The 25,708-nt window shown below is 52.9% G+C and carries 27 protein-coding genes and 6 pseudogenes; 16 read left to right on the top strand and 17 right to left on the bottom strand.

Annotated features, from left to right (window positions below):
* Nucleotides 1–85: 85 nt before the first annotated feature.
* On the bottom strand, nt 86–448 hold the full coding sequence (locus BLQ41_RS21375) for a response regulator (protein WP_090183964.1): 363 nt from the start codon (nt 446–448) through the stop codon (nt 86–88).
* 154 nt (nt 449–602) lie between these two features.
* Here BLQ41_RS21375 and BLQ41_RS21370 point away from each other — a divergent pair, with 154 nt between their 5' ends.
* Nucleotides 603–1,781 carry a sensor histidine kinase gene (locus BLQ41_RS21370; protein ID WP_090183961.1) on the top strand — a complete coding sequence of 393 codons (1,179 nt, stop codon included), beginning with the start codon at nt 603–605 and terminating at the stop codon, nt 1,779–1,781.
* Here BLQ41_RS21370 and BLQ41_RS21365 read toward each other — a convergent pair.
* The 4 genes and pseudogenes from BLQ41_RS21365 to BLQ41_RS30990 form a co-directional block, all read right to left on the bottom strand.
* Nucleotides 1,741–2,119, bottom strand: a pseudogene (locus BLQ41_RS21365) (hypothetical protein); the annotation flags it as partial. The gene BLQ41_RS21370 and the pseudogene BLQ41_RS21365 sit on opposite strands and share 41 nt — an antisense overlap.
* A gap of 271 nt (nt 2,120–2,390) precedes the next feature.
* Nucleotides 2,391–3,071 carry an HAD family hydrolase gene (locus BLQ41_RS21360; protein ID WP_090183958.1) on the bottom strand — a complete coding sequence of 227 codons (681 nt, stop codon included), beginning with the start codon at nt 3,069–3,071 and terminating at the stop codon, nt 2,391–2,393.
* A gap of 85 nt (nt 3,072–3,156) precedes the next feature.
* Nucleotides 3,157–3,339, bottom strand: a complete 183-nt coding sequence (locus tag BLQ41_RS21355; protein ID WP_090183955.1) for a hypothetical protein — start codon at nt 3,337–3,339, stop codon at nt 3,157–3,159.
* Nucleotides 3,340–3,524: 185 nt separating this feature from the next.
* Nucleotides 3,525–3,832 (bottom strand): annotated as a pseudogene (locus BLQ41_RS30990) (glycogen debranching protein GlgX); the annotation flags it as partial.
* 115 nt (nt 3,833–3,947) lie between these two features.
* On the opposite strand from BLQ41_RS30990, the gene BLQ41_RS21345 reads away from it, so the two are divergent.
* The 3 genes from BLQ41_RS21345 to BLQ41_RS21335 all read left to right on the top strand — a co-directional run bounded on the left by BLQ41_RS21345 (nt 3,948) and on the right by BLQ41_RS21335 (nt 5,340).
* Entirely contained in the window at nt 3,948–4,205 is a 258-nt protein-coding gene (locus tag BLQ41_RS21345) for a hypothetical protein (protein WP_090183952.1), read from the top strand.
* Between the two features lie 64 nt (nt 4,206–4,269).
* Entirely contained in the window at nt 4,270–4,530 is a 261-nt protein-coding gene (locus tag BLQ41_RS21340; protein WP_090183950.1) for a DUF1652 domain-containing protein, read from the top strand.
* A 240-nt stretch (nt 4,531–4,770) separates the two neighbouring features.
* Complete coding sequence (locus tag BLQ41_RS21335; protein WP_090183948.1) at nt 4,771–5,340, top strand: GNAT family N-acetyltransferase; 570 nt, start codon at nt 4,771–4,773, stop codon at nt 5,338–5,340.
* A gap of 39 nt (nt 5,341–5,379) precedes the next feature.
* Here BLQ41_RS21335 and BLQ41_RS21330 read toward each other — a convergent pair.
* Nucleotides 5,380–5,721, bottom strand: a pseudogene (locus BLQ41_RS21330) (AraC family transcriptional regulator); the annotation flags it as partial.
* Nucleotides 5,722–5,745: 24 nt separating this feature from the next.
* Nucleotides 5,746–6,092, bottom strand: a pseudogene (locus tag BLQ41_RS21325) (short-chain dehydrogenase/reductase); the annotation flags it as partial.
* 179 nt (nt 6,093–6,271) lie between these two features.
* On the opposite strand from BLQ41_RS21325, the pseudogene tnpC reads away from it, so the two are divergent.
* The 6 genes and pseudogenes from tnpC to BLQ41_RS21295 all read left to right on the top strand — a co-directional run.
* Nucleotides 6,272–7,329: pseudogene (gene tnpC, locus BLQ41_RS21320) on the top strand (IS66 family transposase); the annotation flags it as partial.
* Nucleotides 7,315–7,470, top strand: coding sequence for a transposase domain-containing protein (locus tag BLQ41_RS31405; protein ID WP_408003516.1), 156 nt, complete (start codon nt 7,315–7,317; stop codon nt 7,468–7,470). The pseudogene tnpC and the gene BLQ41_RS31405, both read left to right, overlap by 15 nt.
* A 624-nt stretch (nt 7,471–8,094) precedes the next feature.
* Nucleotides 8,095–8,343, top strand: a complete 249-nt coding sequence (locus BLQ41_RS21310; protein ID WP_090183943.1) for a hypothetical protein — start codon at nt 8,095–8,097, stop codon at nt 8,341–8,343.
* A 61-nt stretch (nt 8,344–8,404) separates the two neighbouring features.
* Nucleotides 8,405–8,911 carry a CinA family protein gene (locus BLQ41_RS21305; RefSeq protein ID WP_090183940.1) on the top strand — a complete coding sequence of 169 codons (507 nt, stop codon included), beginning with the start codon at nt 8,405–8,407 and terminating at the stop codon, nt 8,909–8,911.
* A complete protein-coding gene (locus tag BLQ41_RS21300) occupies nt 8,911–9,429 on the top strand; it encodes a hypothetical protein (protein WP_090183937.1) in 519 nt (172 codons plus the stop codon). The genes BLQ41_RS21305 and BLQ41_RS21300 overlap by 1 nt, the downstream gene beginning before the upstream one ends.
* Nucleotides 9,430–9,436: 7 nt before the next feature.
* On the top strand, nt 9,437–9,883 hold the full coding sequence (locus BLQ41_RS21295; RefSeq protein ID WP_090183935.1) for a DUF421 domain-containing protein: 447 nt from the start codon (nt 9,437–9,439) through the stop codon (nt 9,881–9,883).
* A gap of 540 nt (nt 9,884–10,423) precedes the next feature.
* On the opposite strand, the gene BLQ41_RS21285 is transcribed toward BLQ41_RS21295, so the two are convergent.
* Nucleotides 10,424–10,900, bottom strand: coding sequence for a hemerythrin domain-containing protein (locus BLQ41_RS21285; RefSeq protein ID WP_090183932.1), 477 nt, complete (start codon nt 10,898–10,900; stop codon nt 10,424–10,426).
* A 448-nt stretch (nt 10,901–11,348) separates the two neighbouring features.
* Here BLQ41_RS21285 and BLQ41_RS21280 point away from each other — a divergent pair, with 448 nt between their 5' ends.
* A complete protein-coding gene (locus tag BLQ41_RS21280) occupies nt 11,349–12,731 on the top strand; it encodes a cytochrome ubiquinol oxidase subunit I (RefSeq protein WP_090183929.1) in 1,383 nt (460 codons plus the stop codon).
* Nucleotides 12,732–12,737: 6 nt separating this feature from the next.
* Nucleotides 12,738–13,739 carry a cytochrome d ubiquinol oxidase subunit II gene (gene cydB, locus BLQ41_RS21275; RefSeq protein WP_090183926.1) on the top strand — a complete coding sequence of 334 codons (1,002 nt, stop codon included), beginning with the start codon at nt 12,738–12,740 and terminating at the stop codon, nt 13,737–13,739.
* Between the two features lie 10 nt (nt 13,740–13,749).
* Here the strand turns inward: cydB and BLQ41_RS21270 are convergent, their stop codons facing one another.
* The 3 genes from BLQ41_RS21270 to BLQ41_RS30535 form a co-directional block, all read right to left on the bottom strand.
* Nucleotides 13,750–14,271, bottom strand: a complete 522-nt coding sequence (locus BLQ41_RS21270) for a cupin (protein ID WP_090183924.1) — start codon at nt 14,269–14,271, stop codon at nt 13,750–13,752.
* A 36-nt stretch (nt 14,272–14,307) separates the two neighbouring features.
* The gene (locus BLQ41_RS21265; protein ID WP_090183921.1) at nt 14,308–14,565 is read right to left on the bottom strand and encodes a hypothetical protein; all 258 of its coding nucleotides are present in this window, start codon (nt 14,563–14,565) and stop codon (nt 14,308–14,310) included.
* A gap of 89 nt (nt 14,566–14,654) precedes the next feature.
* Nucleotides 14,655–14,885, bottom strand: a complete 231-nt coding sequence (locus tag BLQ41_RS30535; protein WP_157695032.1) for a hypothetical protein — start codon at nt 14,883–14,885, stop codon at nt 14,655–14,657.
* A gap of 429 nt (nt 14,886–15,314) precedes the next feature.
* Between BLQ41_RS30535 and BLQ41_RS21255 the strand changes: the two genes are divergently transcribed.
* Entirely contained in the window at nt 15,315–15,578 is a 264-nt protein-coding gene (locus BLQ41_RS21255; RefSeq protein ID WP_090183916.1) for a DUF2934 domain-containing protein, read from the top strand.
* A 350-nt stretch (nt 15,579–15,928) separates the two neighbouring features.
* Here BLQ41_RS21255 and BLQ41_RS21250 read toward each other — a convergent pair whose 3' ends face one another.
* Both BLQ41_RS21250 and BLQ41_RS21245 read right to left on the bottom strand, forming a co-directional pair.
* Nucleotides 15,929–17,371 (bottom strand): sensor histidine kinase, encoded by a 1,443-nt coding sequence (locus BLQ41_RS21250; RefSeq protein WP_090188721.1) that lies wholly within the window; start codon nt 17,369–17,371, stop codon nt 15,929–15,931.
* Between the two features lie 1,214 nt (nt 17,372–18,585).
* Nucleotides 18,586–18,840, bottom strand: a complete 255-nt coding sequence (locus tag BLQ41_RS21245) for a DUF6555 family protein (protein ID WP_090183913.1) — start codon at nt 18,838–18,840, stop codon at nt 18,586–18,588.
* Between the two features lie 813 nt (nt 18,841–19,653).
* Between BLQ41_RS21245 and BLQ41_RS21240 the strand changes: the two genes are divergently transcribed.
* Both BLQ41_RS21240 and BLQ41_RS21235 read left to right on the top strand, forming a co-directional pair.
* The gene (locus BLQ41_RS21240) at nt 19,654–20,784 is read left to right on the top strand and encodes a sensor histidine kinase (protein WP_090183911.1); all 1,131 of its coding nucleotides are present in this window, start codon (nt 19,654–19,656) and stop codon (nt 20,782–20,784) included.
* A gap of 253 nt (nt 20,785–21,037) precedes the next feature.
* Nucleotides 21,038–21,422: pseudogene (locus BLQ41_RS21235) on the top strand (plasmid pRiA4b ORF-3 family protein); the annotation flags it as partial.
* 322 nt (nt 21,423–21,744) lie between these two features.
* Here BLQ41_RS21235 and BLQ41_RS21225 read toward each other — a convergent pair.
* The gene (locus tag BLQ41_RS21225) at nt 21,745–22,059 is read right to left on the bottom strand and encodes a hypothetical protein (RefSeq protein WP_231997048.1); all 315 of its coding nucleotides are present in this window, start codon (nt 22,057–22,059) and stop codon (nt 21,745–21,747) included.
* Nucleotides 22,060–22,315: 256 nt separating this feature from the next.
* Between BLQ41_RS21225 and BLQ41_RS30980 the strand changes: the two genes are divergently transcribed.
* Nucleotides 22,316–22,606, top strand: coding sequence for a hypothetical protein (locus BLQ41_RS30980; RefSeq protein WP_090183906.1), 291 nt, complete (start codon nt 22,316–22,318; stop codon nt 22,604–22,606).
* Between the two features lie 275 nt (nt 22,607–22,881).
* Here the strand turns inward: BLQ41_RS30980 and BLQ41_RS21215 are convergent, their stop codons facing one another.
* From BLQ41_RS21215 to BLQ41_RS21205, 3 genes are all read right to left on the bottom strand, one after another.
* Nucleotides 22,882–23,157, bottom strand: a complete 276-nt coding sequence (locus tag BLQ41_RS21215; RefSeq protein ID WP_090183903.1) for a hypothetical protein — start codon at nt 23,155–23,157, stop codon at nt 22,882–22,884.
* A 147-nt stretch (nt 23,158–23,304) separates the two neighbouring features.
* Nucleotides 23,305–24,714, bottom strand: coding sequence for a DUF1254 domain-containing protein (locus BLQ41_RS21210; RefSeq protein ID WP_090183900.1), 1,410 nt, complete (start codon nt 24,712–24,714; stop codon nt 23,305–23,307).
* A 317-nt stretch (nt 24,715–25,031) separates the two neighbouring features.
* Nucleotides 25,032–25,307 carry a hypothetical protein gene (locus BLQ41_RS21205; protein WP_090188718.1) on the bottom strand — a complete coding sequence of 92 codons (276 nt, stop codon included), beginning with the start codon at nt 25,305–25,307 and terminating at the stop codon, nt 25,032–25,034.
* Nucleotides 25,308–25,708 lie beyond the last annotated feature (401 nt).

Genomic DNA, 25,708 nt, shown 5'->3' with positions numbered 1-25,708 from the left:
GCCTTCACCGACTATTGAGCATTTTTCCAGCTGGCGCGATGTCCAGCCAGTCAACGAGTGTTCGGAACGAAACATTGATTCAATGTTATGACTTTTCGAGCAGTTCCTCTATCGACCGATGCAGGACGTCTAATGTGCACGGCTTAGTAATGAATCGGGCATTTTCTGGTAAGAATCCGGGTGGAAGCAGAGTGTTTCCCGAGACGATGATCACTGGGATTCTCGGATGCGTTGTCCAAATTTCTTTGGCTAACCCGAGACCATCGACAGCCCCGGGCATTTGAACGTCTGTAATGACTAGTTCAAACGGGTGTGCCGTGCCCAATTCGCGCAATGCGTCGCCTGCATTGGCACATTCAGTGACCAAATAGCCTAGATGTGTCACAGCTTCTGACATCAGCCAGCGAAGAATTTCGTCATCTTCAACCACCAGTACACGAATTGGCATACATATTTCCTCAGATTCTCCTCCTTAGTCACGGCACTTGGCGAGTCGTTTCATAATGCGGACGGATAGCTCAATGCTACCTGCTTTGCCCTCGGGGCGTATTCGGCTAGGCTGCATGATACGTCAAGATTAGCGGCAGGGTTGAGGGATCGCGATGAGACTCTACGACTTCATTGATAGCAGCATGGAAAAGATTCTGCAGACATGGGAAGACTTTGCGCGCTCAGTCGAAACTCCGATGCCCGATCTTGATGCGAGGGGGTTGAGAAACCACTCCGAGAAAATCTTGCAAGCCGTTGCCATCGATATGCGAACGGCGCAGTCGACGTGTGAGCAGTCAGAAAAGGCAAAAGGTCAAAGGTTACAAAAGTCCAGTGAAAGTGCTGCACAAACGCATGCGATTACCCGGTTAGTCGCTGGATTTTCCATGGATCAAATGGTTTCCGAATACAGGGCGTTGCGCTCAAGCGTTCTATCGCTTTGGCTCGCTGGCGAGACCTTTGAAGAGCGGTATCATGTTCAGGACATGATCCGCTTCAACGAAGCCATAGACCAAGCGCTTGTGGAGTCTATAGCGGCCTATGGCGAGGAGGTCGAATCAACACGCAAAATCGTTCTCGCCGTGCTCGGCCACGATCTTCGCTCCCCGCTAGGGGCCGTTTTAATGGCAGGTGAGCTGATCCAGCACCAAGAGGGTTTAGACACTAAAGGAAAAATGCTCGCCAATCAGGTTTGCATCAGCGCGCGGCGCGCCAACAACATGGTGAATGATCTGCTTGATCTCGCACGTTGCAATCTTGGCACAGGTATCCCGGTAAACTTTGAGACTGCTGAGTTGAATGCCATCTGCCGGTCAGTAGTCAACGAAATGCGCATAGGTTTTCCCACGGCTCAGATCGTACTGAATGAAAAAGATCTCGTAGCTGGTCAATACGATCCGACGCGAATGGCGCAGGTCTTCACAAACTTGATTAGTAACGCGATTCGCCATGGTGATCCCTCGCGTCCGATCTATGTGACCTTAAGCCAGCGACCGAAAGAAGTGCTATTTAGCGTTCACAATCAAGGCGAGCCGATACCGCCTGAGGCTATGCCTCATTTATTTAAGCCCGGGGGACGTTATTCAAGCTCTGCAATAAATGAAAAAGGCTCATCAGCGGGGCTCGGACTGGGGCTCTTCATCGCAGGAGAGATTGTTGCCGGCCACGGCGGCACGATCGACGTCGAGAGTTCGGTAGAAAGCGGAACGGCTTTCCATGTGTCATTGCCCCTCGGTAAGCGAATAATAGATCAGGGCGGATCCAGTTGCAGTAATACACCAAGTATTGGTTGATGTCTCGCTGAGCTTGCTGGCGAGTCATGTAGCCAGTGGTCGGTATCCTCAGCCACGTCTAGCGCCTTCACCACCAGGCCTTCATCCTTTGCTGATAACGCCCAGCCCACCACTTGGCGAGAGTAAGGATCCAGAACAACCGCAAGGTAGTGCCATTTCTCCTGTGCCCAGTTATAGGTGATGTCGCCACGCTGGTTGGGGGCTTCGACATCAAACTCCCGGTTTCAGATGTTTGGGATATTAGGCCGCTCGACTGTCGCCTTTTTGTAGGCGTGTGATCACGGCTGCTGGCTGACCAATTCTAGTTCACGCATCAGCCTGCGTACCTTGACGCTGCCTCTGAGTTATGCCCAACAATCGGCTATATTCGGCTATATTCGGCTATATTCGGTTATATTCGGCTTACTCAGCCTGCTCGGCAAACTCCTCAGACCACTTCGACACTGCGGTCTCTCCTCATCTATTGTCGATGGTGCCGCTTATACCCCGAAACAGTGCCAAGCTTTCCGTAGGTAGTCCGTCAATCACTATCATCGCAGCAACATTTTTTCCAACTCCTCGGTCTATGCGTGATCAATCGACTACGTATAACAAACGCGCTCACCTGCGCTAGGGGCTCGGACGGGATGCAACCTCATCCAGGTGCTGCAGCAGAGCCCGCGGATCTTCGTAGACTCTAAGTGCACCGGCACGTTCGAGCTCACCTGTGTCGTATCCGCCAGAAAGCAGCCCTATTCCGGTTGCCTTACAGCGTCTGGCGGCGAGCATGTCCCAGATGGCATCACCAATCACCAGGCATTCTTCGATGGGCACAGCGAGTTTGTTTGCACCCGCGAGGAACAGGTCTGGATCTGGCTTGCCATATTTGACGTCATCTCGGGTGATGAGATTAACGTCCGCGATGTCAAGTCCTAGTGCCTTGAGATTTATTGTTGCAGTATCCATCCCTCCGCTTGTAGCAATGCACCACTTGAGCTTGTCGCGGCTCAGGGTATCCAGAAGCTCAACCGCGCCAGGGAGAGCGCTGATCTGCCCCTCCAGCTCCTTATAAGCTTTAGCATGTATATCACTAAGTCTTTTAGCCTGATCTGGGTGTATCTCCAGTCCGATTTCACGGGCTAACATCTTAAGCATCAGCCCACCGCTCATACCTATCTTTCTGTGAATTCGCCACATGGCCAACGGAATGCCTTCTGAATCCAGCGCAGTTTTCCACGCAAAGACATTCTGGTAAACGCTATCAGTCAACGTGCCATCAAGATCAAATATGAATGAGGTTTGCTGGCGCATGCGTGGCATCTCCATAAAGCAAAGTTCAAGTAGTAGATGTCGTATTTCGAAATATTGTTCACGCCGATACCAGGCCGAACCGGCTTTAATCCTTCAGTCTTTCCAAATCGGCTGGGCCGGGTTCCACACGTGGTTCGTCGCCAAGGAATTTATCTTCCCTAACGACTCGTTCGTCATCTGTTAATCCTGTTTCTGATAGGTCTGAGACGAGTGCAGAATCCTTCGGCCCTTTACTTTTTATTGAGGAAACGGAGCTTTTAGCAGTCATGAGATCTCTCCTCGCATCTCGAAATTTGAGCGTTCAATTTTTCGAAAGCATAGGCTCTGAGTCGTTCAGTCTTTCGCGAATCATCGAACGGAGGAGCCGCAGAACACGAACGCCGCTGCGGTTTTATCGCCTTTCGCTTCTACTTTTCGCAGAAGGTTATCAGCTCGAACATGAGCACTGAATGGCCGGTTATCCTTGTAATTGGCCTCGTTGTGTTTCTCGTTGCACGAGACAAGGTCGTTCAGCGTGAAGCAATCGTGGGCGGTAATGAAGTTAACGGATGAGTCAGGCATACGGCCACATCGATTGACTGGTCAATATCTTGGCAAAGTAACCCACCATTTCGTCGTCGCCTTTCCAGAAGGCACGAGAGATGCCCCTGAACTTGTCATTCCACTCCATCCAACCTAGCGGGAAATTGCCGACCTGATAGCCCCCTGGGCCACAGACAGGGCTCGGCTATAAGCTTCACCGTAGCGAGGACTGGGTCTTGGCAGGTGCTGTACGGCAAAAAATTACACGTGCAGATCGCCTACCGCACGTCGCGTACATGGAAACCCTCAATCCCTGCAGCCTCTATTGTTTCATATCAATGTGGAGATTCGATCATGAACGACGAAGCCAAGGTGCAGGCCTTTTCCACTTGGCATGAGCTGCTGGTGAACCCTGAAATTCGGATGGATACGCAGGAGCAGTACGACGAATTACTACGTCTGGCCGACAATTTTCGGGAAAAGGGAATCATTGATCCGGAAGAGAGAAAAATCTTAATACAGGTGGCGACGGTGGCTTATACGCGCTCTGTGGAAGATAAGAGTGGCGGAGGTTTACCGCCTGTCTTTAGTCAAGCCGTCAAACCGATTTAGAACAAAAAATTATATCCTCATCCCAAATCGCTATGAGCGGAAGGATGATTTGGAGGGCTTTCCAATGATTTCGCACTTGGAACTACGTCACATAATTGAATCAGCATTCCTGCCAATGAAATGCATTTGCTCCATATGCGCGGACAATCGCATGACTGTTCAGTTGCTCGACGCCGATACGGAAAAGAAAGAGCTAACGGTCATCGGAGTAGATTCGACTAAACTTGTCAGCAGTCATGCCATCGCAACCCTAGTAGCCGAGCTGAAAGAGGAGGCCAGAATGAAACGCGTAACTCCCTGCAAGACGTACAAACGCGCGTCATAGTAGAATTTAAAAGCCTAGCGGTATGCCGCGCCGGCTTCAATCTATGGCGATGATGGTTGCGTTAGCGGCAGCCTCTGGCCACCACTGCCATTGAACCCTACCTCGCCCTCATCACGCTCTTCAAATAAAGAATGCGCCGGCTGTCCATTTTTTCTGCCTATGGGCCGATATCGCTCCAGCTCACTTCGCTTAGGACTAGGCTGAATGAGCAGCACCTAATAACGAGTTGGAGTTCATCCCATGGCATATGACGCAAGCATTAACAAACGTTTCAAGGATGAAACAGACGGTCTGACAGGAGAATACTGGGTCGAATCACTGCGGGATGGTACTCCCTTGCTGATCCGTGAGCTGATGGACTCTGATCGAGATCGGGATTTAGCCTTTTTTAACGACCTAGGCAAAGGCAAGCCGCATTTTCATTTTTTAGCTTCGTTCAGCAATTTAGTCGAGCCCCACGATCGGCTCATGGACATCAACCTGCACGATCGGATGGCCTACATCGCTTTGGTTTACGAGGGCAATCAGCTCGTTGAAATCGGCACTGCGCGTTACGGGGCTTACGAAGGCGATGCTCATTGCGAGTTCGCCGTTGCTGTTTGCGACCGCTGGCAACGACACGGTGTCGCTACATTACTGTTACAACATTTGATGGATACCGCGACACGTCAAGGCTTCAGCAAAATCTCATCGTTAGATTCCTCTGGTAACGAGGCGATGCACGGATTGGCGGTTAGCATGGGATTTACCAGTAATATCGATGACACCCATGGGCCAAAAATCTTTCATGAATACATCCTAGCACCATAAATTAGGGGGTTAACTAGGTCAGGTTTTTCAGGGGGGGGGCAGCACCAACTCACTGGCAATAGGGAAGTTTAGACGCATGTAAACAGCCAGCATCGGTTCGAACTCGCTTGCGTCAGTCTCCATGGTGAAGGGCACGGGGACGGATACCACGAGATAATGCTGGGCGTCGTAAATGTAGACATCATCGCACAGATAGCCGCGCTTGCTCCCTTGGCACAGGATCACTATGCCGGGGTCGTAAAAAACCGGAGTGCGTGTCAGCGGACGGTTCGAGCGCAAAAAACGGATGTCGTCCAAGGGGCTTAGATTATAGCCCTCAACCGGCGCGAGCTTTTCCATCAACTGCACCATGTGTGATGTGCCTAAATCGACCTGGGTCATTGACCCCCCTCGTTTGCTTACTACTCAGCAGTCGGTTGAACGGGTCAATTGTTCCAATTGATCAATCGTTGGCAGCACTACTGAGTTTGTCAAGCACCAGGCTCAGTGCATCGCTACCTAAAAGCAAGTGTGCAGCCGGCGTGGGCTCGCAATGATCTGCAACATCGCTTGCGCAGCTTTGCGCGGGTCGCCAAGCTGCTTGCCGCTCTTTTCTTCGCGCGCTTTACGTACCGAGTCGAAACTGGCGTCGTAATCGGCAATGCTGCGTGGAGTGCGCAGCATCGAGCGACCTGCCCAATCAGTGCGGAACGAGCCGGGCGCCACTGCGGTCATGAAATGTTGAACGGCAGCAGTTCTTTGCTCAGCGTATCGGGGAAGTCGATCCTTCGGGCAAAGCCCGGCTCACGACTGTGTGACGGTCAGATAGGCTGATATCGCAGCAATCGAGGCTGAGTTACAGGCGGTCAACCCGTCTGCGGCACCGGCCAAACCGCGTCAGCAGCCCAAGCGTGCACCATTGCCACAGCAGTTTCCACGCACGGTGATCCGCCACGAACCTGAGAACACCCAGTGCGCGTGCGGCTGCCAGCTACAGCGCGTCGGCGAAGACGTCAGCGAGAAGTTGGATTACACGCCGGGCGTGTTCACGGTCGAGCAACACGTACGTGGAAAATGGGTCTGCCGCGAGTGTGAAACGCTTATCCAGGCACCAGTGCCGGCGCAAGTGATCGACAAAGGCATCCCGACCGCAGGCCTGTTGGCTCATGTGATGGTGGCCAAGTTCGCTGACCATTTGCCGCTGTATCGGCAAGAGAAAATCTTTGGCCGTGCCGGCTTGGCTATTGCTCGCTCGACACTGGCGCAATGGGTCGGCCAAACCGGCGTGCAGCTCCAGCCGCTGGTCGATGCGTTACGCGAAACGGTACTTGCCCAAGGCGTGATCCACGCTGACGAAACGCCAGTGCAGATGCTCGCGCCGGGCCAGAAGAAGACCCATCGTGCCTACGTTTGGGCCTATTGCACTACGCCGTTTCAGCGATCAAGGCAGTGGTTTATGACTTCAGCCCGAGCCGTGCGGGCGAACATGCGCGTAACTTCGTTGGCCAGTGGAATGGCAAGTTGGTGTGCGACGATTTCGCTGGCTACAAAGCAAGCTTCCAGCAAGGCATCACTGAAATCGGCTGCATGGCGCATGCCCGCCGTAAGTTCTTCGATCTGCATGCGACCAACAAAAGCCAACTGGCCGAACAGGCGCTTCACTCGATTGGCGGGTTGTACGAAATCGAACGGCAAGCGCGGGACATGACCGACGAAAATCGCTGGAGAATACGTCAGGAAAAAGCGGCGCCAATACTCAATGCACTACATACCTGGATGCTGGCCCAGCGTGATCTTGTGCCCGAAGGATCGGCTATCGCCAAAGCACTGGATTACAGCCTAAAGCGCTGGGCCGCACTGGCTCGATATATCGAGGACGGGGCAGTGCCCATAGATAATAACGCGGTCGAAAACCAGATACGGCCGTGGGCGCTCGGCCGCTCCAACTGGTTGTTTGCTGGGTCTCTACGCAGCGGCAAACAAGCAGCGGCAATCATGAGTTTGATCCAGTCGGCGCGCATGAATGGTCATGATCCGTATGCCTATCTCAAAGATGTGCTGACGCGGCTGGTAACGCAGCGAGCGAGTGAAATTACCGAATTGCTCCCGCACCGATGGTGCGACCGTTCCATCACGCAGAGTGTCGGGTAGACGCTCACCATAAATTGAAGCGCTTAACATTCCGTTGAATGCCAATTACGCTGATCGCCTAAGCAGTTCATTTCCTTGACGATCATTTCGCCAATCATCAACGCCCAAAGATCTGCGCTGAGGATTAGCAGTGAAAGCAAACCCCAATACGCAGACTCTAAGCGACGCGAATTCATCACAGGTGCCCGAGCTGCCAATATCCTAAGGGCATCGCGAAGGTCTATCTGGCTCGTTATCATCGCGCGTAACTGCTCGTTGTCCAGCCGCCGAGTTTGCATCGCTGTTACTCACCGTCGAAGTCAACCTTCATAGTGCCACCAGCCAGAGCCCATGGCGTTGAGTTTTTGATCCTCACCAAGCCATACGTCGGTAACATTCCGATCACTCGCGTGCGTTGATCAGTGGCGATGGCGTGTTCGTAACAAGTAGACGTTGGAGTCAGAAAGGTGTGTTACCCGGACGCATACCTAATAAGGCCTGAGGCGCCGAAGCGCGTCGGGAGCCAGATAATGAACTCCTCTCTCCGTCGTCAGCCTTGTTGAGAGTGTCGTTGACTGCTCGTCAGTCGTTGTGAACCATTTTGGGAATCCGCTGATCCACCATGAAACATCCGATGAGCTCGAGATGAACGCCTTTAAAGATTTGCTTACGCCGACCTGGGCGTTGAGGATTCGGGCACTTGATGCGTGGCACCGAACGCTGGAAGACAGGCCCCTACGCATGAATTGCCCTGATGCCTATCATGACGAATTGCTTCGTCAGACCGATGAGATGGATCGTCTTCACATCGTGACCTGGATTGAATGGCGGGATTTACGCATCGAGGCTGACCAAGCGTATCTACGTGCGGTTGCCGGAGAGGACTATCACTGAGGGATTTCGTTATGTCGGCGTTTTCTTACCCTGTCATGCTGTAATTTCGTGATTCCTGCTCATGCCTATCGCTGACGACACTGTCGTATACCTGCGCGATAACTCTTTGGTACTGACAACGGCCGAATCGTGCACGGCCGGAAAAATCATCACGCTATTGTCGGAGGTCGAAGGCAGCGGCGAGTTCATCGAGTGCGGTTACGTGGTGTATTCGCCGCAGGCCAAACAGCGCCTTTTACATGTCAGTCCGCGCACCATCGAAACATTTAACCTGACAAGTGTGGAGGTCGCACGCGAGATGGCGATGGGCGCCCTGCGAGACAGCACCGCCAACGTCGCCGTAGCCACCACTGGTATCCTTGGGCCGGAGGATATCGACGGTATTCCCGCCGGCACCATTTGCTTCGCGTGGGCTTTTCAGTCCAAGGGTAAGCAATGTGTCTTCAGTCGCGAGCATCGGTTTGTCGGCACTCGCTGCCAGGTGCAACTAGCCGCTACAGAATACGCAATGCAATGGTTACCGCATTTTCATTGGCGCGCATTAGTGGCGGGCAGAGGTGAAACCTGATGAACGATGATCTCGAGCATCCAGACTTGAGCAGTCGTAAATGTCCTGTACGCGAGGACATGGCCTATCAGATGAAGGTCTGGCGTTTTGAGCGCTGGGGATGGTACGTGCTGGTTTTACTGATGGTATTGGGGCTGTCGGGCCTATTTTCTCGGGGATTACTCAGTTCCCGAGACATCCGCAGTGAGGATGGCAGGGTCAGGGTGGAATACGAGATGTTCCACCGCAACGGCTCGACCAACTCGATGAAAATCAGCCTGGGTGCTGCTCCGGAGTCCACCGTGGAGTTGGAGTTGGCTGGGGAGATGCTGGAGGGCTTCAGCATCGAGACGCTACAGCCTGTACCGCTGCGCGCAAGGAGTTCTGCTGAAGGGATTCGACTATGGGTGCAGACCGACACCCAAGGTCAAGCCGATCTTTTCATTACTCTGCGGGGCGATGGACTTGGTTGGTTCCGCAGCCGCATCGTTTTGCCGGGGACAAGTGATGTGCCCCTTAATCAGTTCATTTTCCCGTAGGTGACCTATGGATTCCGTATTGCGTGCGGCGGTGATGTACATGGCGCTCATGGTGCTATTCAAGGTCGCCGGACGAAGATCACTGGCCGAGCTGACAACCTTTGATTTCGTCTTGTTGTTGATGATCGGCGAGGCTACCCAGCAAGCGCTACTGGGAGACGATTTTTCGCTGACTAATTCGATGCTGGTCATCGTGACCCTGATCGCCATTGATGTCGGGCTTTCCCTGCTCAAACAGCGTTCCGGATGGCTGTCACGGCTGATCGACGGCGAGCCTACGATTATCGTGGAGAACGGCAAACTTTTGCATGGGCGGCTGCGTCTTGCCCGCTTGGTGGAGGCCGATGTCATGGAGGCCGCGCGCTCTAGTCAGGGCATCGAGAAACTGGAAGAAATCAAATTCGCGATCATTGAGCGTAACGGTAAGATCTCGATTATTGCGCGAGAGAACTGATGCACCCTAACGCGTCACTCCTATCCCATTTGGCCCTCGTCATGATGGAAAATGACGAAACATTTCGGAATCCCTTATTTCAGCGCCGAACCTTTCGTCGATCGTAGTACAGAAACGTTGAACACCTTCATGCGAGCTATGTCTTCGCATCAGCTCCTTTCAAGACTATGCCTCCCTAATAGGTGTCATAATCTCCCAAGGATTTACAAGTTTCGCCTAGAATTCTAACTTCGCGTATTAATGACCCCGAGCTCAACGAGCACAATGCCAAGATGTTCGGATCGCCGAAGGTGCGTCTGGGCTTTTATCGTCGAGAGATTCAATACGAGACCACCATCCTCGCCGACCGCACGAGTGCCTACCTAAGGCCCCGTTGGTCTGACTGCTCTCCCATCAATGAAACGTTTTGCCATGGACAAATCTCAAACATGTACGAGCAGGATGCTCGCGTGAGTGACCTCATTAGCCCGCTGAAAAATGCGGGCTTTTTTTGGACACAAAAAGGCCCGGCGTTAAGCCAGGCCGATTCGATCAATTCAATTATGCCGCCAGACTTGAGCTCGAAAGCGATTTTTTGTATGCCGCTTTCATTTCTTCCATCTGCTGCCCGAGTTCATTCAGCTTAGCCTTACCGAGGAGTTTGTTCGCTTGAGGAAACATCTCTGTTTCTTCTTCCTCGATGTGATGTTCCAAGAATTCCTTGACCACTTTCACACGGCCAGAAAATTCTGGAGTGCCAGGATCGGTCGCTTTCAAGTCTGGGAGCACCAGTGAGTCTACTGTTCGGTGTTCTTCCTTCGCTTCGAAGTACATCACTTCTTGTTCTTTACCCCCGGCTTCTTTGAACGCAGGGTAGAGGATTTCTTCCTCCAACTTGGTATGAATGGTGATCTCCATCTCCAGCTTGGCCAGTAGTTCGGTGCGCTTCTTGATGCCGCGCTCCGTTGACTCGCTGAGCTGACCGAGGATGGCCTTAACACGCTCATGGTCTGCTTTCAAAAGGTCAATGGCGTTCATGTCGGATTCCTTCAGTAATCACGGTTAGACGCGCGTCGATCAATGTGCCAACGCTACGCGGGAACCAAGAATTTGCATAGGATGTGCCAATAGCCCTCACCTGCGAAAATTTAGCCAATTCAATGGGTTGAGATATTTCACGACCTGTTTTGCTCGGGTATTTTGCATGGTTGATATTTTTTCAGGTTGCAGATTACGGGATGTGCCGTTGTAGCTGATTCAAGATAAAGAACCTCCTTAGAAACCCTCGAGGCTGTTGCGCGATATGCGGCATTGGCTTTCTCTTGGCGTTATGAATCATTGCGAATGGCGAGAGTCAACCGACCAATACTGCATTGGATGTCTGTGATGCTTACCTACGGGAACCTGTCTAGCTATCTATCCAGCCGTTGTTCTTCTGAAAAAGCGGTCGACTCGCTTACGTCTTTGCAAATGGTGGGTGAGTGGTATGGACTCGATTGACTCAGCTCTGGCAGCAGCGCGTGCCCAGTTCGCGATTGCCATAAGCTTTCATATCGTACTGGCGGCCTTCACCATTGGCTTGGCGAATTTTCTCATGGCGCTGGAGGCACTGTGGCTGTGGCGCAAGCAAAGGGTCTACCTGGATGTTTACCTTTACTGGCTAAAAATGTTTGCGCTCAACGTTGCGGTAGGCACAGCGTCGGGCCTGATCTTGGAGTACCAATTCGGATTGAATTGGTCACGCCTCTCGACTCAGGCAGGCGATATCCTCGGCCCGTTGATGTTCTACGAGATACTGGCGGCATTTTTCCTGGAAGCAGGTTTCCTCGGCATTATGTTGTTCGGGTTGAAGAAGGTGGGCCCTAGGCTGCATTTTTTCGCCACCTGCTCCGTTGCCCTCGGATCGTTAATCAGCGCCTTCTGGATCCTGTCGGCCAATTCCTGGATGCAAACACCTGCCGGCTATTCAATTGGAGCCGGTGGACGTTTTATTGCCGAAAACTGGTGGGCGATCATCTTCAATCCTTCTTTCCCTTACCGGCTTGTGCATATGTCATTGGCCGCGATTATAGGCAGCGCCTCGCTGGTGGCCGGTATTAGCGCTTGGCAGTTGTTGCATGTGCCACAGAACCCGCGAGCCCGGCTTGCCTACTCCATTGCGTTGTGGGTGGTTGCGTTGCTGACGCCTGTGCAACTACTGGTGGGCGATCTGCATGGTGAGCACAGCCTTAAAGTTCAGCCGCAAAAGGTTGCCGCCATCGAAGGCTCCTGGACACGACCGGCGAAAGGAGAGGGGGAGCCATTACGTTTATTCGCCATTCCAGATATGGCTGAGCGACGCAACCATTGGGAAGTGGCGATTCCACGAGTCGCGTCGTTGTACCTGCGACATGACCTGAGCGGCACTATTGCAGCGCTTGATGAATTCCCACCTGGGGACATACCACCTGTGCCACCCGTGTTCTTCGCTTTCCGTGTCATGGTCGGATTGGGGCTGTTGATGCTGGGGCAGGGGCTAATCAGTCTGGTATTACGCTGGCGACATCGCTTGTACTCGGCACGCTGGATGTTCCGAGGGTGTGTGCTGATGGCGCCTGCTGGATTTCTGGCGATGCTGAGTGGGTGGGTTGTTACAGAGGTTGGCCGTCAGCCCTTTACTATTTATGGGTTGATGCGCACTGCTGACAGCCTGTCTTCGGTGTCTCGTCAGCAGGTCGTAGGAGCAACGTGGACAATCCTGTCATTTTATCTGGTGATCTTCGGCGTGGGTCTCTGGGTGCTGTTGCGACTTTTGCGGGAGCCACCTCACGAAGATGAGTCCGGGCCACAACCCACTTTGGCTGATGAAACGGGTAAATCCCGAGGGTAAACATCCATGATGGACTATGACTGGGTCACGCTATTGTCCGCAGCCGCACTGGGGTTTTCGGTCTTGAGCTACGTGCTGTTGGACGGCACTGATCTTGGTGTGGGGGTGCTGCTTGGTCTTACTCGATGCAGTCAGCACCGACGTGCCATGGCTGTGACTATCCTTCCGATTTGGGACGCTAACGAAACGTGGCTCGTGCTCGGTGGCGGCGGTCTGCTGGCGTTGTTTCCGCTGGCTTATGCCGTCCTGCTGCCGGCGCTTTATTTGCCGTTTATCGCGATGTTCCTGGCATTGATTCTTCGCGCAGTAGCACTGGAGTTTCGCGACTACTCGAAAAGCTCTCGTATGAAGCGCATGGTTGATGGCTTGCTGTTGATCGGTTCACTGCTAGCCGGGGCAACTCAGGGGATTGTGTTGGGAACGCTTATACAAGGCGTGCCGAATCAAGACGGGCAGTACAGCGGGGACGGCTGGGAGTGGTCGGACTTGTTTCCACTGTATTGTGGCGCGGTGCTCGTAGTGGGTTACACGTGGTTGGGCGCGTGCTGGCTGTATTGGCGCGCTGAAGACGATCTACACCGTCGGTCAGGTCGACAGGCACGGGCGTTGGCCATCGTGACCATGATGTTGTTGGCCGTTTTGGTGATCTGGACAGCGACGCTGGATGCTCGATATGCGCAACGGCTTTCCAATCGACTTATCTGGTTGCCGGCGGCAATACTGCTCACTGCATTGCTAATCAGTTTCGCCTTGGGCTTTCGAAGCCGCCGGCACTATCTGCCGCTATTTGCCGCGCTGGGGATTTTCATCTTGGCGTTCGCCTTGATGGTCGCAGTGCTCTTTCCATTGATTGTCCCGCCTAACCTAACCCTGCAAAAGGCTGCTTCAAGTCCCACCAGTCAGATATTCATGCTGGTTGGGTTTGCCGTGCTGATCCCAGTGACGCTCCTCTACAACACCTACGGCTTCAAAGTGTTCAGCGGAAAGGTTCGCGCCATCCGTGATTGACTGCAGTATCTTAATCCTGTCCAGTCCAATACCGATGTACGGCGCCTTGCACCGGATCCTGGTCGGGAAACGACAGTGTGTCGATGCTAGCCAGTTGAGCCTTGGTGGGGGCCTCGCGGCAGATATCTGCACGCTGCCCCGGCGGATAAGCACCGACGACCAGAAAATCTTCACTTGAATCCAAATTGCAATGGCCGGTGCCTGCAGGCAGTAGCAACACATCGCCTGCTGTGACCTCAAGTACGTGACCATCCGGGCCGCCCAGCACCAGCTGAGCCCGACCGCTGGCGATGCCAAGCACTTCATGACCTTCGGTATGGTAGTGGTGGTAGTTATAAACTCCGTATCGCCATTGTGGTGGCCAGCCATTGGCGATGAAGGTCTGCTCGAACAGCGCAGCCGGGTCATCGCCCTGAACTGCAATCGCGGTGGGGTAAATGAGTACCGGCAGGTGCGGGTTATTGGGAACCCACTGGTTGCGTTCAAACCTCAGGGTTTGGACAGTAACTGTCTCAGCTCGCGGTTTGTTCATTCTAGGATCTCCGAACCCTGATGTGGCGGTGGAATTTCATATATCGATCTGAAACTCCAAATCAGCATTTTCCAGTCTACGGACGTGGGCCACCGTGCCGTTCAAGCGTTCTCCTGAAGAAAGAATTATGGTCAGGGAGTGAGCCTTGTGTAGATCATCAGGTACTGGCGATAGTACCTGCACCTGAAAGGCATCCGGCGTGATGGACGTGATGAGTACGTCGCAATCAATAGTTTTAGCGATTGGGCCGAAAAGGGTGTCGTTTAAGTAATTCAAACGTGCGCGGTCGGTCATGGGTATGTCCTTTAACGCCAGGGATTTAAGCCTCAATTTTCTATCCACATCTATGTGCTAGACGGTAGCCATAACAGAAGAGTTCAACGTCAAAGGCTGACGGCACCTGGCGAGCGCAGGCCGTGTCTCAAGGAACATAAAGCCCCCTCAATAATCAACTTTGGATCTGCAGTCGAGCTAAAACTGACCTTCTGGTCAGGTTTTTTGATGGCACCCAATAGGAGAAACAAACCATGCGCATCTTCAAGATTGAATATCTGTGCGACGGCGAGCCCCGCCCTCATCAATTTGAACTCAAGCAGGTTCAGTTGCCCGCTCATGAGTCCGCGATGCACCTGTTACAGCTGCATTTCGGGGACGGTGAGAGTAGCTTAATCATGCCCACTGCTGACGCGACGCCGAGGGAGATTTTAAAGCAGACTGAGCTGGTAAGGCTGACACACATAACCGTCGTCGACCAACCAAGCTGAGGCCAGATGAGGCGACCACAATGGCGCCGGGCATGTGGGGCCGTTCGGCCTGCCATGAAGATTTACGCTAACCATCGATTAAAAACTTTGAACCATAGTCGCACGATCTAATTCCAATAAAGTGGATGCGCGAAGCATAGGCTTTCTGAGTTGCTTTCCTCCAGACGCGTGGCCCGGAGCGGACGCGGGCTTTGAGATTGGACGGCGACGAAGCGTGCCCACTGGGTCTTTTGACTCGCCCGAAAATCTACAGCGACTCCATCCAAGAGGAATGACATCATGATCGAAGATTGGAAAGTCCGGGAAAAAGCTTACGAATTGTGGGAAAAAGACGGTCGCCCGCAATGCGCTGACGAGTTTTATTGGCGTCTCGCTCAAGATCAGCTCAAGGTTAAGCAACCGGAGATCGACACCGCTGAGCCAGAACCTAACGAATGGGAAAGCAGCTCAAGTCAATCACCTCTCGCGAAGAAGGAAGCTGAAAATAAAGCACGATCAGATGATAGTGAATGGCCAGCCAAGGGCGAAGCCAGTCGCTACTAACTAGAGGTAGTGAATTTAAAGTCCGATGGGCGGTCAGGTAGTAACGATATAGCGCTCATGATCCGTATGCTTATCTCAAAGATCATGACGCTTCTGGCCACAGAGCGGTGAAGCGACACCGATCAACTGCTTCAGCATTTGTGGATGCTTGGCCACCATCGACGGGGTTGCTGCGTCAGCTGATTGCAAGGATTGTGATCACTATCGCGCGGGTAACGCAGAGTTTTAGCAATATTTGCGCCATAGTTCAGCGCGCGAGAGTTCTTAGGGTTTTTTGCGTTGAGCTGACGCTAAAGAGCTGATCTTCAGGCAGGCGCTCGGACGGAATCCGGTTGAGCGATTAAAATTGCTTACTTACAAAGTGACGCTACGAACGCTAGGCGGATTATTAGCCCTTCCGAATTCCATTCACGAGTAAGTTCGCCGTGAAGCTGCCCGCGTACTGTCGATTTAGTAAGAAAAGTACCGAAGCCAGCACTGTCAGGTTCGCGCTCAATTTTTGGGCCGTTTCTCTCGCACCAAACGAGGGTGAACACCCCCGCATCCTCGCTGCAGGAAATATCTACAAACCCCTCAGGTAAGGAGAGGGCTCCATATTTCGCTGCGTTGGTTGCTAACTCATGCAGGAGAAGAGCGAAGCTCGTCACTGTACTACCAGTAATCGTTAAGTCAGAACCTGTTACGAGCGCGCGAGACTGGCTGTTGTAGCCGGCGGTGGAATAAGGCGCGAAGATGGTCTGGATAAGTGTATGCAAGGTCGTAGCCTGCTCGCTACTGAAACCATTCGGAATAGTGAGTGAGTGGGCTTGTGCTAACGCGGTAAGCCTGTCAGTAACGGCGATTGCGAGTTCACCAGATGTTTTGACCGAACGGGCACTCAATGCGATAACGCTGTTAGCAAGCGTGAACAGATTTTTCACCCTGTGATCCAGTTCTTTGATCAGCAAACTTTTCTGTGCCTCAGCCTGTCGACGGTCGGTAATATCTCGAGCAATTTTAGCTGCTCCGATAATCCTTCCTTCCCGATTTCTGACAGGCGAGACAGATAGAGATATCTCAACCAGGCTGCCGTCTTTGCGCCGCCGGATAGTTTCATAATGCTCGATGCGCTCACCTAAACGAATGCGCTTTAAAATTCCGGGCTCTTCATCTTTTCTATCCAAGGGGATAAGCATCTCGATGGGTTTGCCGATGGCTTCCTCTCGGGTATAGCCGAAGAGCCGTTGTGCTCCGCTATTCCAGTTGGTAATAATTCCGTTTAGATCTTTGGCGACGATTGCATCATCAGATGACTCGACAATAGCATCGTGTCTCCGCGCGGCTTCGTCTGCGAGTGTCCGGTCGGTTAGATCGATCAGCATATTGACCGCGCCACAAAGAGCTCCGGTCGCATCAAAGATCGGTGAGGGGCACGCTAGGAACCGAACACGCGATCCATCTGGACGCTCCGCGATGGCCTCCAATCCTCTGACCGGTCGCTTTTGCGCTAACGCCATGGACATAGGACATTCATCGTGGGGCAGATGGGTTCCGTCGGGCCAGTAAAGCTTCCAAGACCCGCAAAATTGACTTTTACCAAGCGTCGGATGCACACCCCAAAGCAACACGGCCGCTTCGTTGTAAAAAGTTATCAATCCATTGGCATCAGTCATATATATGGCCTCGGGTAGCGCCTCAAGAACGTTACGCAGCCCCAGGTCGAGGGGGGACGGCGAGGACTGATGTCGCTCTTGGGAAGGGATATCGACCTTACTGATGGCAGAGTCATCTTCCTGGCCAGATCTGATGCTCATATGAAACTCCGCTGTTATCGGCACGCCGAGATTCACGTAGACCGACGGTGACAAATGCCAAATCTTACAAATGGCGAGATTTAGCAAGAAATCCATTACACACAGCCAGCGTCCTAGCGTCGCTTAGGTATTAGGCCGTAGTACGAGGACATGAGATTGATGGCCACCGTCTTCGTTCCTTTGCAAGGCATGAAATCCCTCATTCGAAATGCATGAACAGCGTTTGATGATGGAAAATTGGAAGGTTATCTTCCCTTTCCTCCAGCCGGGCAGAGGTGTTATTCGCGTTGGGTCGCTGCTTGCCTTACCTTTGCGTCCATGGGCATTCTTCCCAACTGGCTCGCGCTCACAGGGGTTTCCAAAAAATTTTCTAACTCCATGAAAAAATATTTCGTCTGTTAGCGCTTCAGAAACGCTGCATCACAAGCGGCTCGCTTCTCCTAGGCGACCGTCGGTCGAATTGAATCGCGATTGTTCGTTGTATTACTGGCGCTAGCTTCAGGTATCTCGCGGAAGAACCTGTAAAAATTCAGTGCGCTTCAAATCGAATACTCCATACATTCAATACTTCTGGTAATCATTGCTCAAGGCCTCGTATGCCGCCAGCAGGCGAGAGGATCAAGCACGGTTTCCTGGGTCGGCACCCTAAGATTGGAACGGCGGGTCGCTACAGAAAAATCAATAGCTTCCCAAAGTCGAAAGCGCACATTCGACAATGCGCGCTATCGCAGGTCTGCCAGCCGTAACTCTTCATCTTCATCTTCATCTTCAGCTCGAGCTTTGACTACCATCGATTTATTTTTTCAGTCGCGGCAGTAGAGTCAGCTCGCGACGGCGCATTTTCGCTGCCTAGCGTTGAATCAGCGGTGGAACTATCAACATCCTGTTCGCGGGCTAATTTTTCTTCATTGAACCAGTGCTTTCGGTCTAGTCCTTCAGGTTCCGTTCTTTTTCCCAAAGCCGATGCGCAGCTGCTCAGATTTTTTGTTCATCCATCGTCGAATTCGGCCCATTTTTCACTGAGTAATTTCGGGGCGAGACGAGAGAACCAGCGTCGGCCCCCGCTTTGACTATCAGCATTAATTGTAGTCGTCATAACAAGTTTAACCATCGCTGTTGATCGCATACTCTGCACGCGCCCACATAGACGGCCTTGCCGCTGATTTGGCCCGCTCCTTGTGACGCGGGCGTGACGACCCCGAAAATCTGAGCGCTCATGACGTTGCTACTTCAGTCCATTTCAACGTCGCCGACTCTCGCCAGGTGACATCGCTCAGTCCGTACTTTTCGGCTTGAGGTTTGGATACTACCTTCAATGGCGGTCTTCCAGGTTTGGGGATGGGTGCCACGCCGGCGTCACAGCTCGCCCAGTGCCAAGCATCCACACTGCGCATGGTCTTTGCGCGGATGATGAAAGACTTTGGCTCTCCATGGAGCTTGTACTCAATAATGTAAAGTCCGGTATTCATAAGGCTTCCTCCTTTTTTCTCATAGACAAAGGAGTGGCTTATTCAGAAAAAAAATCAAAGCATTTTACGCAACTGCTACCTGTAGATTTTTGCACAAGTGAACGCTTGGAATGGCGGGCAACTACCCGTTTGGTTGAGTCGAATAAGGGTATGCAAATTTTGGAATGAAGCCGTCCGCACCATGCCAACGATCTAAGACCTCGATGGGTAAATTCTCAGGTTCATTGCATACCTCACTATCGCTTACCTGCGATAAAACGGTCTAAGGATTCTCGGAACAAGTCCGCAGGTGTGCTGAAATACCCCTGACTACCTTATCCGCGCCGCCCACGAGCCAGAAGTACCAAATGGTGTGACGCGGGCTTGGCAGCGGACGTGTTTGTCTGAGTCACGCGCGGGAGCACCGTCAGGCAGCTGAACGGGATAAATTTGACGTTCGCCGGGCTCCGCTTCGGGAGATACAGAATGACTATTGACGTTGGCACACGTTACTTTGTGATGTCCCGCTAAAATGCACATCCAATTTTTGAAACGCTGCGACGCGTTAGGCATCAGCGCCAACCATCGGCCCGATAAAACGTGATCAACGATCGTCGCAACTGTCCGTCATAATTTGGATACAGGCACGCGCCAGAGGGCGCCGTAGGCTGTCATTTGTCGAGCCAGAGAACGACTCCGCTGAATGCACTGGGTATGCTGACCGTTTTAAATCGCTACCGTTCTACCGGTCGTGTAGTCTCTCCAGCACTTCGTCGCGTCCAACGCAGCATTTCCTCGTTGAGATCCTTCCACTTACTTAACGGGGAGCTAACCATGCGCCTAGCTGATTTTATCCTTCAAAATATCGAGCCTATCCTTCAGCAATGGGAAGACTTTGCCAAGACACTAACTCCTGCTGCTGATGGAATGGATTCCGTTGCATTGCGAGACCATGCAGAGCAAATGCTTCGCACCATTGCTGCCGACCTTCGAACGAAACAGAGTCATGAAGCGCGGATCCTTAAATCCCATGGAGCTGCCCCAGCATCAGACGACGTTACTTCTGCGGAAACGCACGCCGACCTTCGACAATCATCTGGATTCACGATTGGACAAATGATTGCGGAGTACAGAGCCTTACGTACCAGCGTGTTGATGCTCTGGATGCCACCTGAGCACGTGTCTAAGACCGACGAGATTGCAGACGTTGTCCGATTCAATGAAGCTATCGATCAAGCGCTCGCTGAGTCTGTAGTGACTTATACCAATGCGGTGGATGCTTCACGCAACGTGTTTCTAGGTGTGCTCGGTCATGATTTGAGGAGCCCTCTCGGTGCAATTTCGTTAAGTGCTGAAGTTTTATTGCGTTCTGGGGATCTTCCGCCCAAGCCCACCAAGAACGTCTCGCGTATTTACACAAGTGTGAAACGCGCCATCAAGATTGTGGGCGACCTTCTAGATTTCACACGCTCTCAACTGGGTTCGGGTATTCCAGTAAGAGTTGATCTAGAAGATTTAGCCTTAGCGTGTGAAGGAATGGTCGAAGAGGCTCGGGCCTATCATCCGGATCGACAGATCGATTTTAAATCTCCAGCGAGCCTTGCCTGGCGATTCGATAAATCGAGAATGGAGCAGGTGATCGGAAATTTGATAGGGAATGCGATTGAGCATGGACAACTTGGCACTCCGGTCACCGTTGCTCTGAAGGTCGTCCAAGGACATGCATTGCTGTCTGTCCATAACGTTGGTAACCCAATCGAAGATGGTGCCAAAGCCAGCCTATTTAACCCGATGGTTCGACATCTGCAAAACGGAATTTCAGAGTACGGCGCCGGGGCGGGTCTTGGCTTGGGTCTTTACATCGCTTCAGCAATTGTCAGCGCCCACCACGGAGATATTGATGTCGACTCCAATGCTGAGCGCGGTACCACGTTCACCGTGCGCATCCCTTCGAATATCAGCTGATCTTCTCGGATGACGAGCAGGCGGATCGGTTACGCTTGGCTAGCCATCGCTGTCTCGAGTGTACCTGCAAAAAAATGCATGCCTTCCTGATTGCTCTGTTGAGCTCAACGAGTATGAACTCCGAGACAGTAGGAATAGCTGTTGACCAATCAGGATAGCTCCGGTGTCATGAGTACCAAGCGGCATGTTGATAATTCCTCATTTTTACTGATCGCATCCAAAGCACCGCGAACATTACCGGCGACGTCCAGCAGGTGAGAAATACGGAATCCCGATCCTGATGGCTGGCGGCCGCCAGTGAATCCCGAAGCTCGCAAGACATTGGTAAAAGCGCTGTTCGGTAAAAAGACGTTCGACTACCTCTACGACTTTGGTGACAGCTGGGATCACCGAATCAAAGTCGAGAAAAGGCTACCCGCGATCACAGCCCCTCAACTGCCGTATTGCATTGAAGGCGCCAATGCTTGCCCACCGGAAGACATTGGTGGGGCCCCGGGCTATGAGGATTTTCTAGAGGCCCTGGCAGACCCCAAGCATCCAGACACGACGACATGGTGGGCTGGTACGGCGAGATATTTGAGCCGGCAGCATTTAATTGCGAGCGTGAGAATCAGTGGTTGAACAGGGTCAAGGTCTGAATTCCAATGACGGCTGTAGTTCATCGGAAATGCTCGCGATGGCTTGCGAAGGTGGCCTTTAGCCGCTAAAGATGTCGTGGACTGGAGAGGGCATAGAAATGATTTCGAGATTCGTGGTTGTGCCTGCAATTCCAACAGAAACTGGTTCCATCCCTAGCGGCGCACGCTTTTATTGCGAGACCGCGTCGATTGGTTTCGATATTTATGACAATGAGGGGAAGCTCCGGCTGAGGAAGAATTACCAAGTCAGAGTAGAAGCCGGCGATGAGTGCCGGCGGCTTAACCTTGAACTGCTTCAAGAGGTTCTAATGGCGAGAGAATCCTAGCCAGCCCGATGGCTGCGTTGAATAGAATCACATTCGAATGCCGCTGACACAGATTGAAATTCAGTATTTGATATCCCGAGCTCGCTCTCGACCTTGTTGCTTTGTCTGCCGCTTATCCTGCCGGCATTGGGATTTTTCTTCTGATCGGCTGCACGACAATCTTGCTTGGTCTGGCGCGCATCCTGGCGCGTTTCCTGTCGAACATCCCGTGCCACACGACGCTGCTGACCTTGTTCAGTAGCCCAGGCTGTTCCAGCCGAGGCCATCAGGCACATCATTGCTATCAATGCTGAACGCCGAAGAATTGGCATGACTGATCTCCTTTGCCCAGGTACTGGGATGATTAAGCACAGCATACTCTTCTTCCACTTGGGCGCTCGCGAGCGCTATGTCAGCAAGAAGGTTTCGCCCACCTCGTGAACCTCTACAAAATATCGATCCGCGTACAGCAATTCAGGCCGGTTATCCGATTTAGGGGCCGCTGATTGAGCAACCCGTTGCGTCACTCCGCCTGTGCGCTATGGTGAGGTTCGAACATATAGGACTAAAGTCGTAGGAGGACGAGGCATGAGAATTCGCGGTGATGTGTTCTGGCAATGGGCTGATCCGTCGCTTCACCATCGCACTCATGACGAAACGTTGGACGACGGCACGTTTATCGATGTCCAAGTAAGGCTGTCGTCCACAGGCATCACGCAGATGTTCATCGGAGTGTACGCAGCGAGCGGCATGGCTATACATGAGGAAGTGCCTGATTCTAGACCAGGTGAATCCATGACTCGTGCTTTGGCGTGGGGAGTAGGGTGCGCAAGGCGGCTTGCGATCGATCTTCAACCTGCTGTAAGGCATGCGGCATAGACCAGCCGGGGAAGTCGTCGCCACGTAATAGTGTCGGGCGCCACAGGTGTGAGATTCGGCAGGCGACTTCTCGCACTGCGCAGGAGGCAACATGGCCTATCGCTCCTTCGGGCTTTAGCCCGGCTTGAACTCGAATTTCTCATGCTTTGGGCTGAGTTATCAGCCCGCATTTCCTCAATGGGTCTGACGACAATTATCAGATGGTTACGTGCAGGCCCTCGCGGACGACGGGAGGCGCGTGGCCCATTGGGGCTAAACACACCACCTCGACTGGCTTATCGTTTACCTCCAGCAAGGCGCCGGAAGGCGGCACGCTCGGCATAACTGATGATCGCGTTCATCTGCTGGGCCTCGTCATCTGTCACCGTATTACCAACCTGCAACGCCCATACGAAGCCTTGAGCGGTCGATACATGGTGCAGGATCAGCAGCGTATTCGTAGCCCGACCTATGCCTGACAATGCTTCTTGCCACGCACATTGCAGGGGAAGGGTGGCCAACTGCACAGGCGGCGGATGAATTCGTTCAAGCGGGTCGCCAGAACATGGCATAGGGGTAATCTCCTTTCGAACCACTCACCGGCATTGCGTCCAAACAAGGTTCGCATTGGTGCAATCAGACGGAAGAGCATCATTGCACCATCTTAAAACAAGAGCCCTCGGTGTTTGAGTACTGAGGGCTCGTTATCGCTAATAGCATCAGGTGGTTTTGACAATTTGCGGTGGAGTCCAGCTGCCATCAAGAATGGATGGGGTCTTTTCCTGTGGCCAGTACATGCGCAGCATCGGCAGGAAATCACCTTTAGGGGTCGGCAGCCAGTTGGCTTCCTTGTCCTTGCCTGGGGAGTCGTGCTGGAAATACAGGGTCACGGAGCCGTCGTCGTTGTACTTCAGGTTGTCCCGAGGGCTGACGGTAAACTTGTTCAATGCATTCGGTACGAACCACCAGCCTTGATCGATCATGTACATGGTGATTGACCAGAAGCCATTCACCGGCGGAGTTTGCCCTTTGGCAAAGGTCAGGGTGTAGTTGTTGGCACCGTTAAGTGTTTGACCTTGGCTGTCGACTTCGGTGTAGGGATACACCGCATCCTTTTCCTGGTTAGCCGGCCAGCCAAAGCCCGCGACCATTGCACGCTTCAGGTAGTGGGTACCGTATTGACCAAGGCCGGTAGTAAAGTTCCAGCCGTTTACTTCCTTGCCCAGTGACGCCTTGCTCGCACCTATTTCAGTCAGCACCGATTGCGGCAAATCTTTAAGCTGCGATTGCAATGCAGGTTCCAGTTTGCTCAGCTCAAACGGCTTGCAAGGCACAATGCCGATGCTAGCCATGCGCGCTAATATCGGCGCATCTTCGGCCGCAGGTGGCGCGTCCTCACACATCAGACTGGCGAGCTTGTTGAAGTACGTCGAGGTGTCCATGCCGAGAATCACATCCTGCGGCTTGGCGGTCATGCTGAAGCCCGGATCTGCATCTACTGCAGGAGCCTTCGGTGTGTAAGGTTTGCCCCACGCCGATAGTGGCGTGACCTTCAGTTGGTCTTGCAGAGCGTTAACGGCTTTGTAGTCCTGCTCGGTGCCGTCGGCATAGGTGCGGCCAAGGATCAGCATTTTGTTGGTGGCGGCTTTGACCTGGGTCAGGCCCTCGGGCACCGTACCCTTCCAACCTGGGCCCGTCAGCAGATAGTTGGCCGCTTGGTCGCCCGTGGTGCGCGCACCTGGCGAATGGAAGTCGGTCATCCATAGGTTGTACATCGGCATGAGGTAATAGCGCTTGCCCATATCAGGATGGCTGAAAACCTGCGGCTCCTTGCTTAGATCAATCCACGCAATGGAGTACAGCGTGTCGGCGTTGGGGGCCGAGACACCACGATAATCGCCCGGCGGGTAGCGCTTGACGTTGAGAAACTGCCCCATCGGTGCATGCAAACCTTCGATCTTGTCGACATTGGTCATCTGCACTCGGGTGACTTCAGTCGTCAGGAGCGAGTAGCCGTAGATGTAGGCGTCTTTGGCAATTTGCAGATTTTCTGCCGTGGTGCTGGCGGTCGACACATTGGCCAAGCCTAAGCCGAGGGCTGCGGTCATGGCGGCGTAGCTTAGTTTCATGCTGAATATCTCCTTGAGAAAAACACCAATACTTTATAAGCGGCGACCGCACATCTGCCGAATATCGCGGGGTAATAGTAGATGATGCGCAGATACCTGCAGTTGATATCGTTAGTACCTACAGGCTATACGGCCAGAGAGGGTAGAGCCGGCGACCTGGCATGCCGGACAGGAACGACCATGAGGTTGATGAGGTGCGCTACGTCAGCTGCCGTTGGCGAAAATGTGACCAACATTTTGGTAAGGTTGTGGATCAAGATATCTTGGTCGACACGATTCAAAGCGTTGCGCTGCTCTTGATTGATGGAAGTAGATAATCAACTTGGTGGCCGAGGCTGACCGTCCGCTTGCGGGGCGCTTTCCCAGCCAAGTTCGCGGTAGGTGGCTTTGTCTTGCTCGGGAAAGTCCGACTGGTATTTCCCCCAAGCCATGTACGAATAATATTGAGTCATCGCTTCGAAATAACTATCAGCTTCGACCTGCCAGATAAGCTGGGCGTCTGCATGAAGCAGAGATCGCGCCTCCTCTCCATGAATGCCCGCAACACAGAACATTCGACGCCCGTCCGGCTCCAGCCAAAGTTCATGTTTCATGGTTATCTCTCTTATGTGACGCTGCCAATGGAACGACTCCGCACCAAAAGCAGCGAGCCGTCGAGTCCTGTTGACTCCGTTCTTGATTTGTCCTGCTGCCGGTATCTGTGAGTACAGCAGATTATTTTTGGCTTCTTGGTCACCGGCAATCGGATATTGCCTGGGTTTACCGTACGTGCAGCACCCGGCAGCGGCGTAATTCCGGCAGTGCCGCCGTCGATCCCCCCTCAGTCTTTCGTCAGCCGCATGCAAGGTCTGCGGAGCCATCTCGAATAAACGAATCCCCATTGGTCGTCAGCGTTGAACACCACGACATCTCATTGCCTCTACCTACAAATAACGGAAGGGGCAAGGCATGTTCGATCAACTCAAACGTGAAGCGCTTTCTGAGTGGAGAGAAT

Origin of the sequence: Pseudomonas arsenicoxydans, assembly GCF_900103875.1 — a bacterium.
GTDB classification, from domain to species: domain Bacteria; phylum Pseudomonadota; class Gammaproteobacteria; order Pseudomonadales; family Pseudomonadaceae; genus Aquipseudomonas; species Aquipseudomonas arsenicoxydans.
The sequence above is the reverse complement of the archived record's forward strand: the minus strand, read 5'-3'. Positions and strand labels throughout refer to the sequence as shown.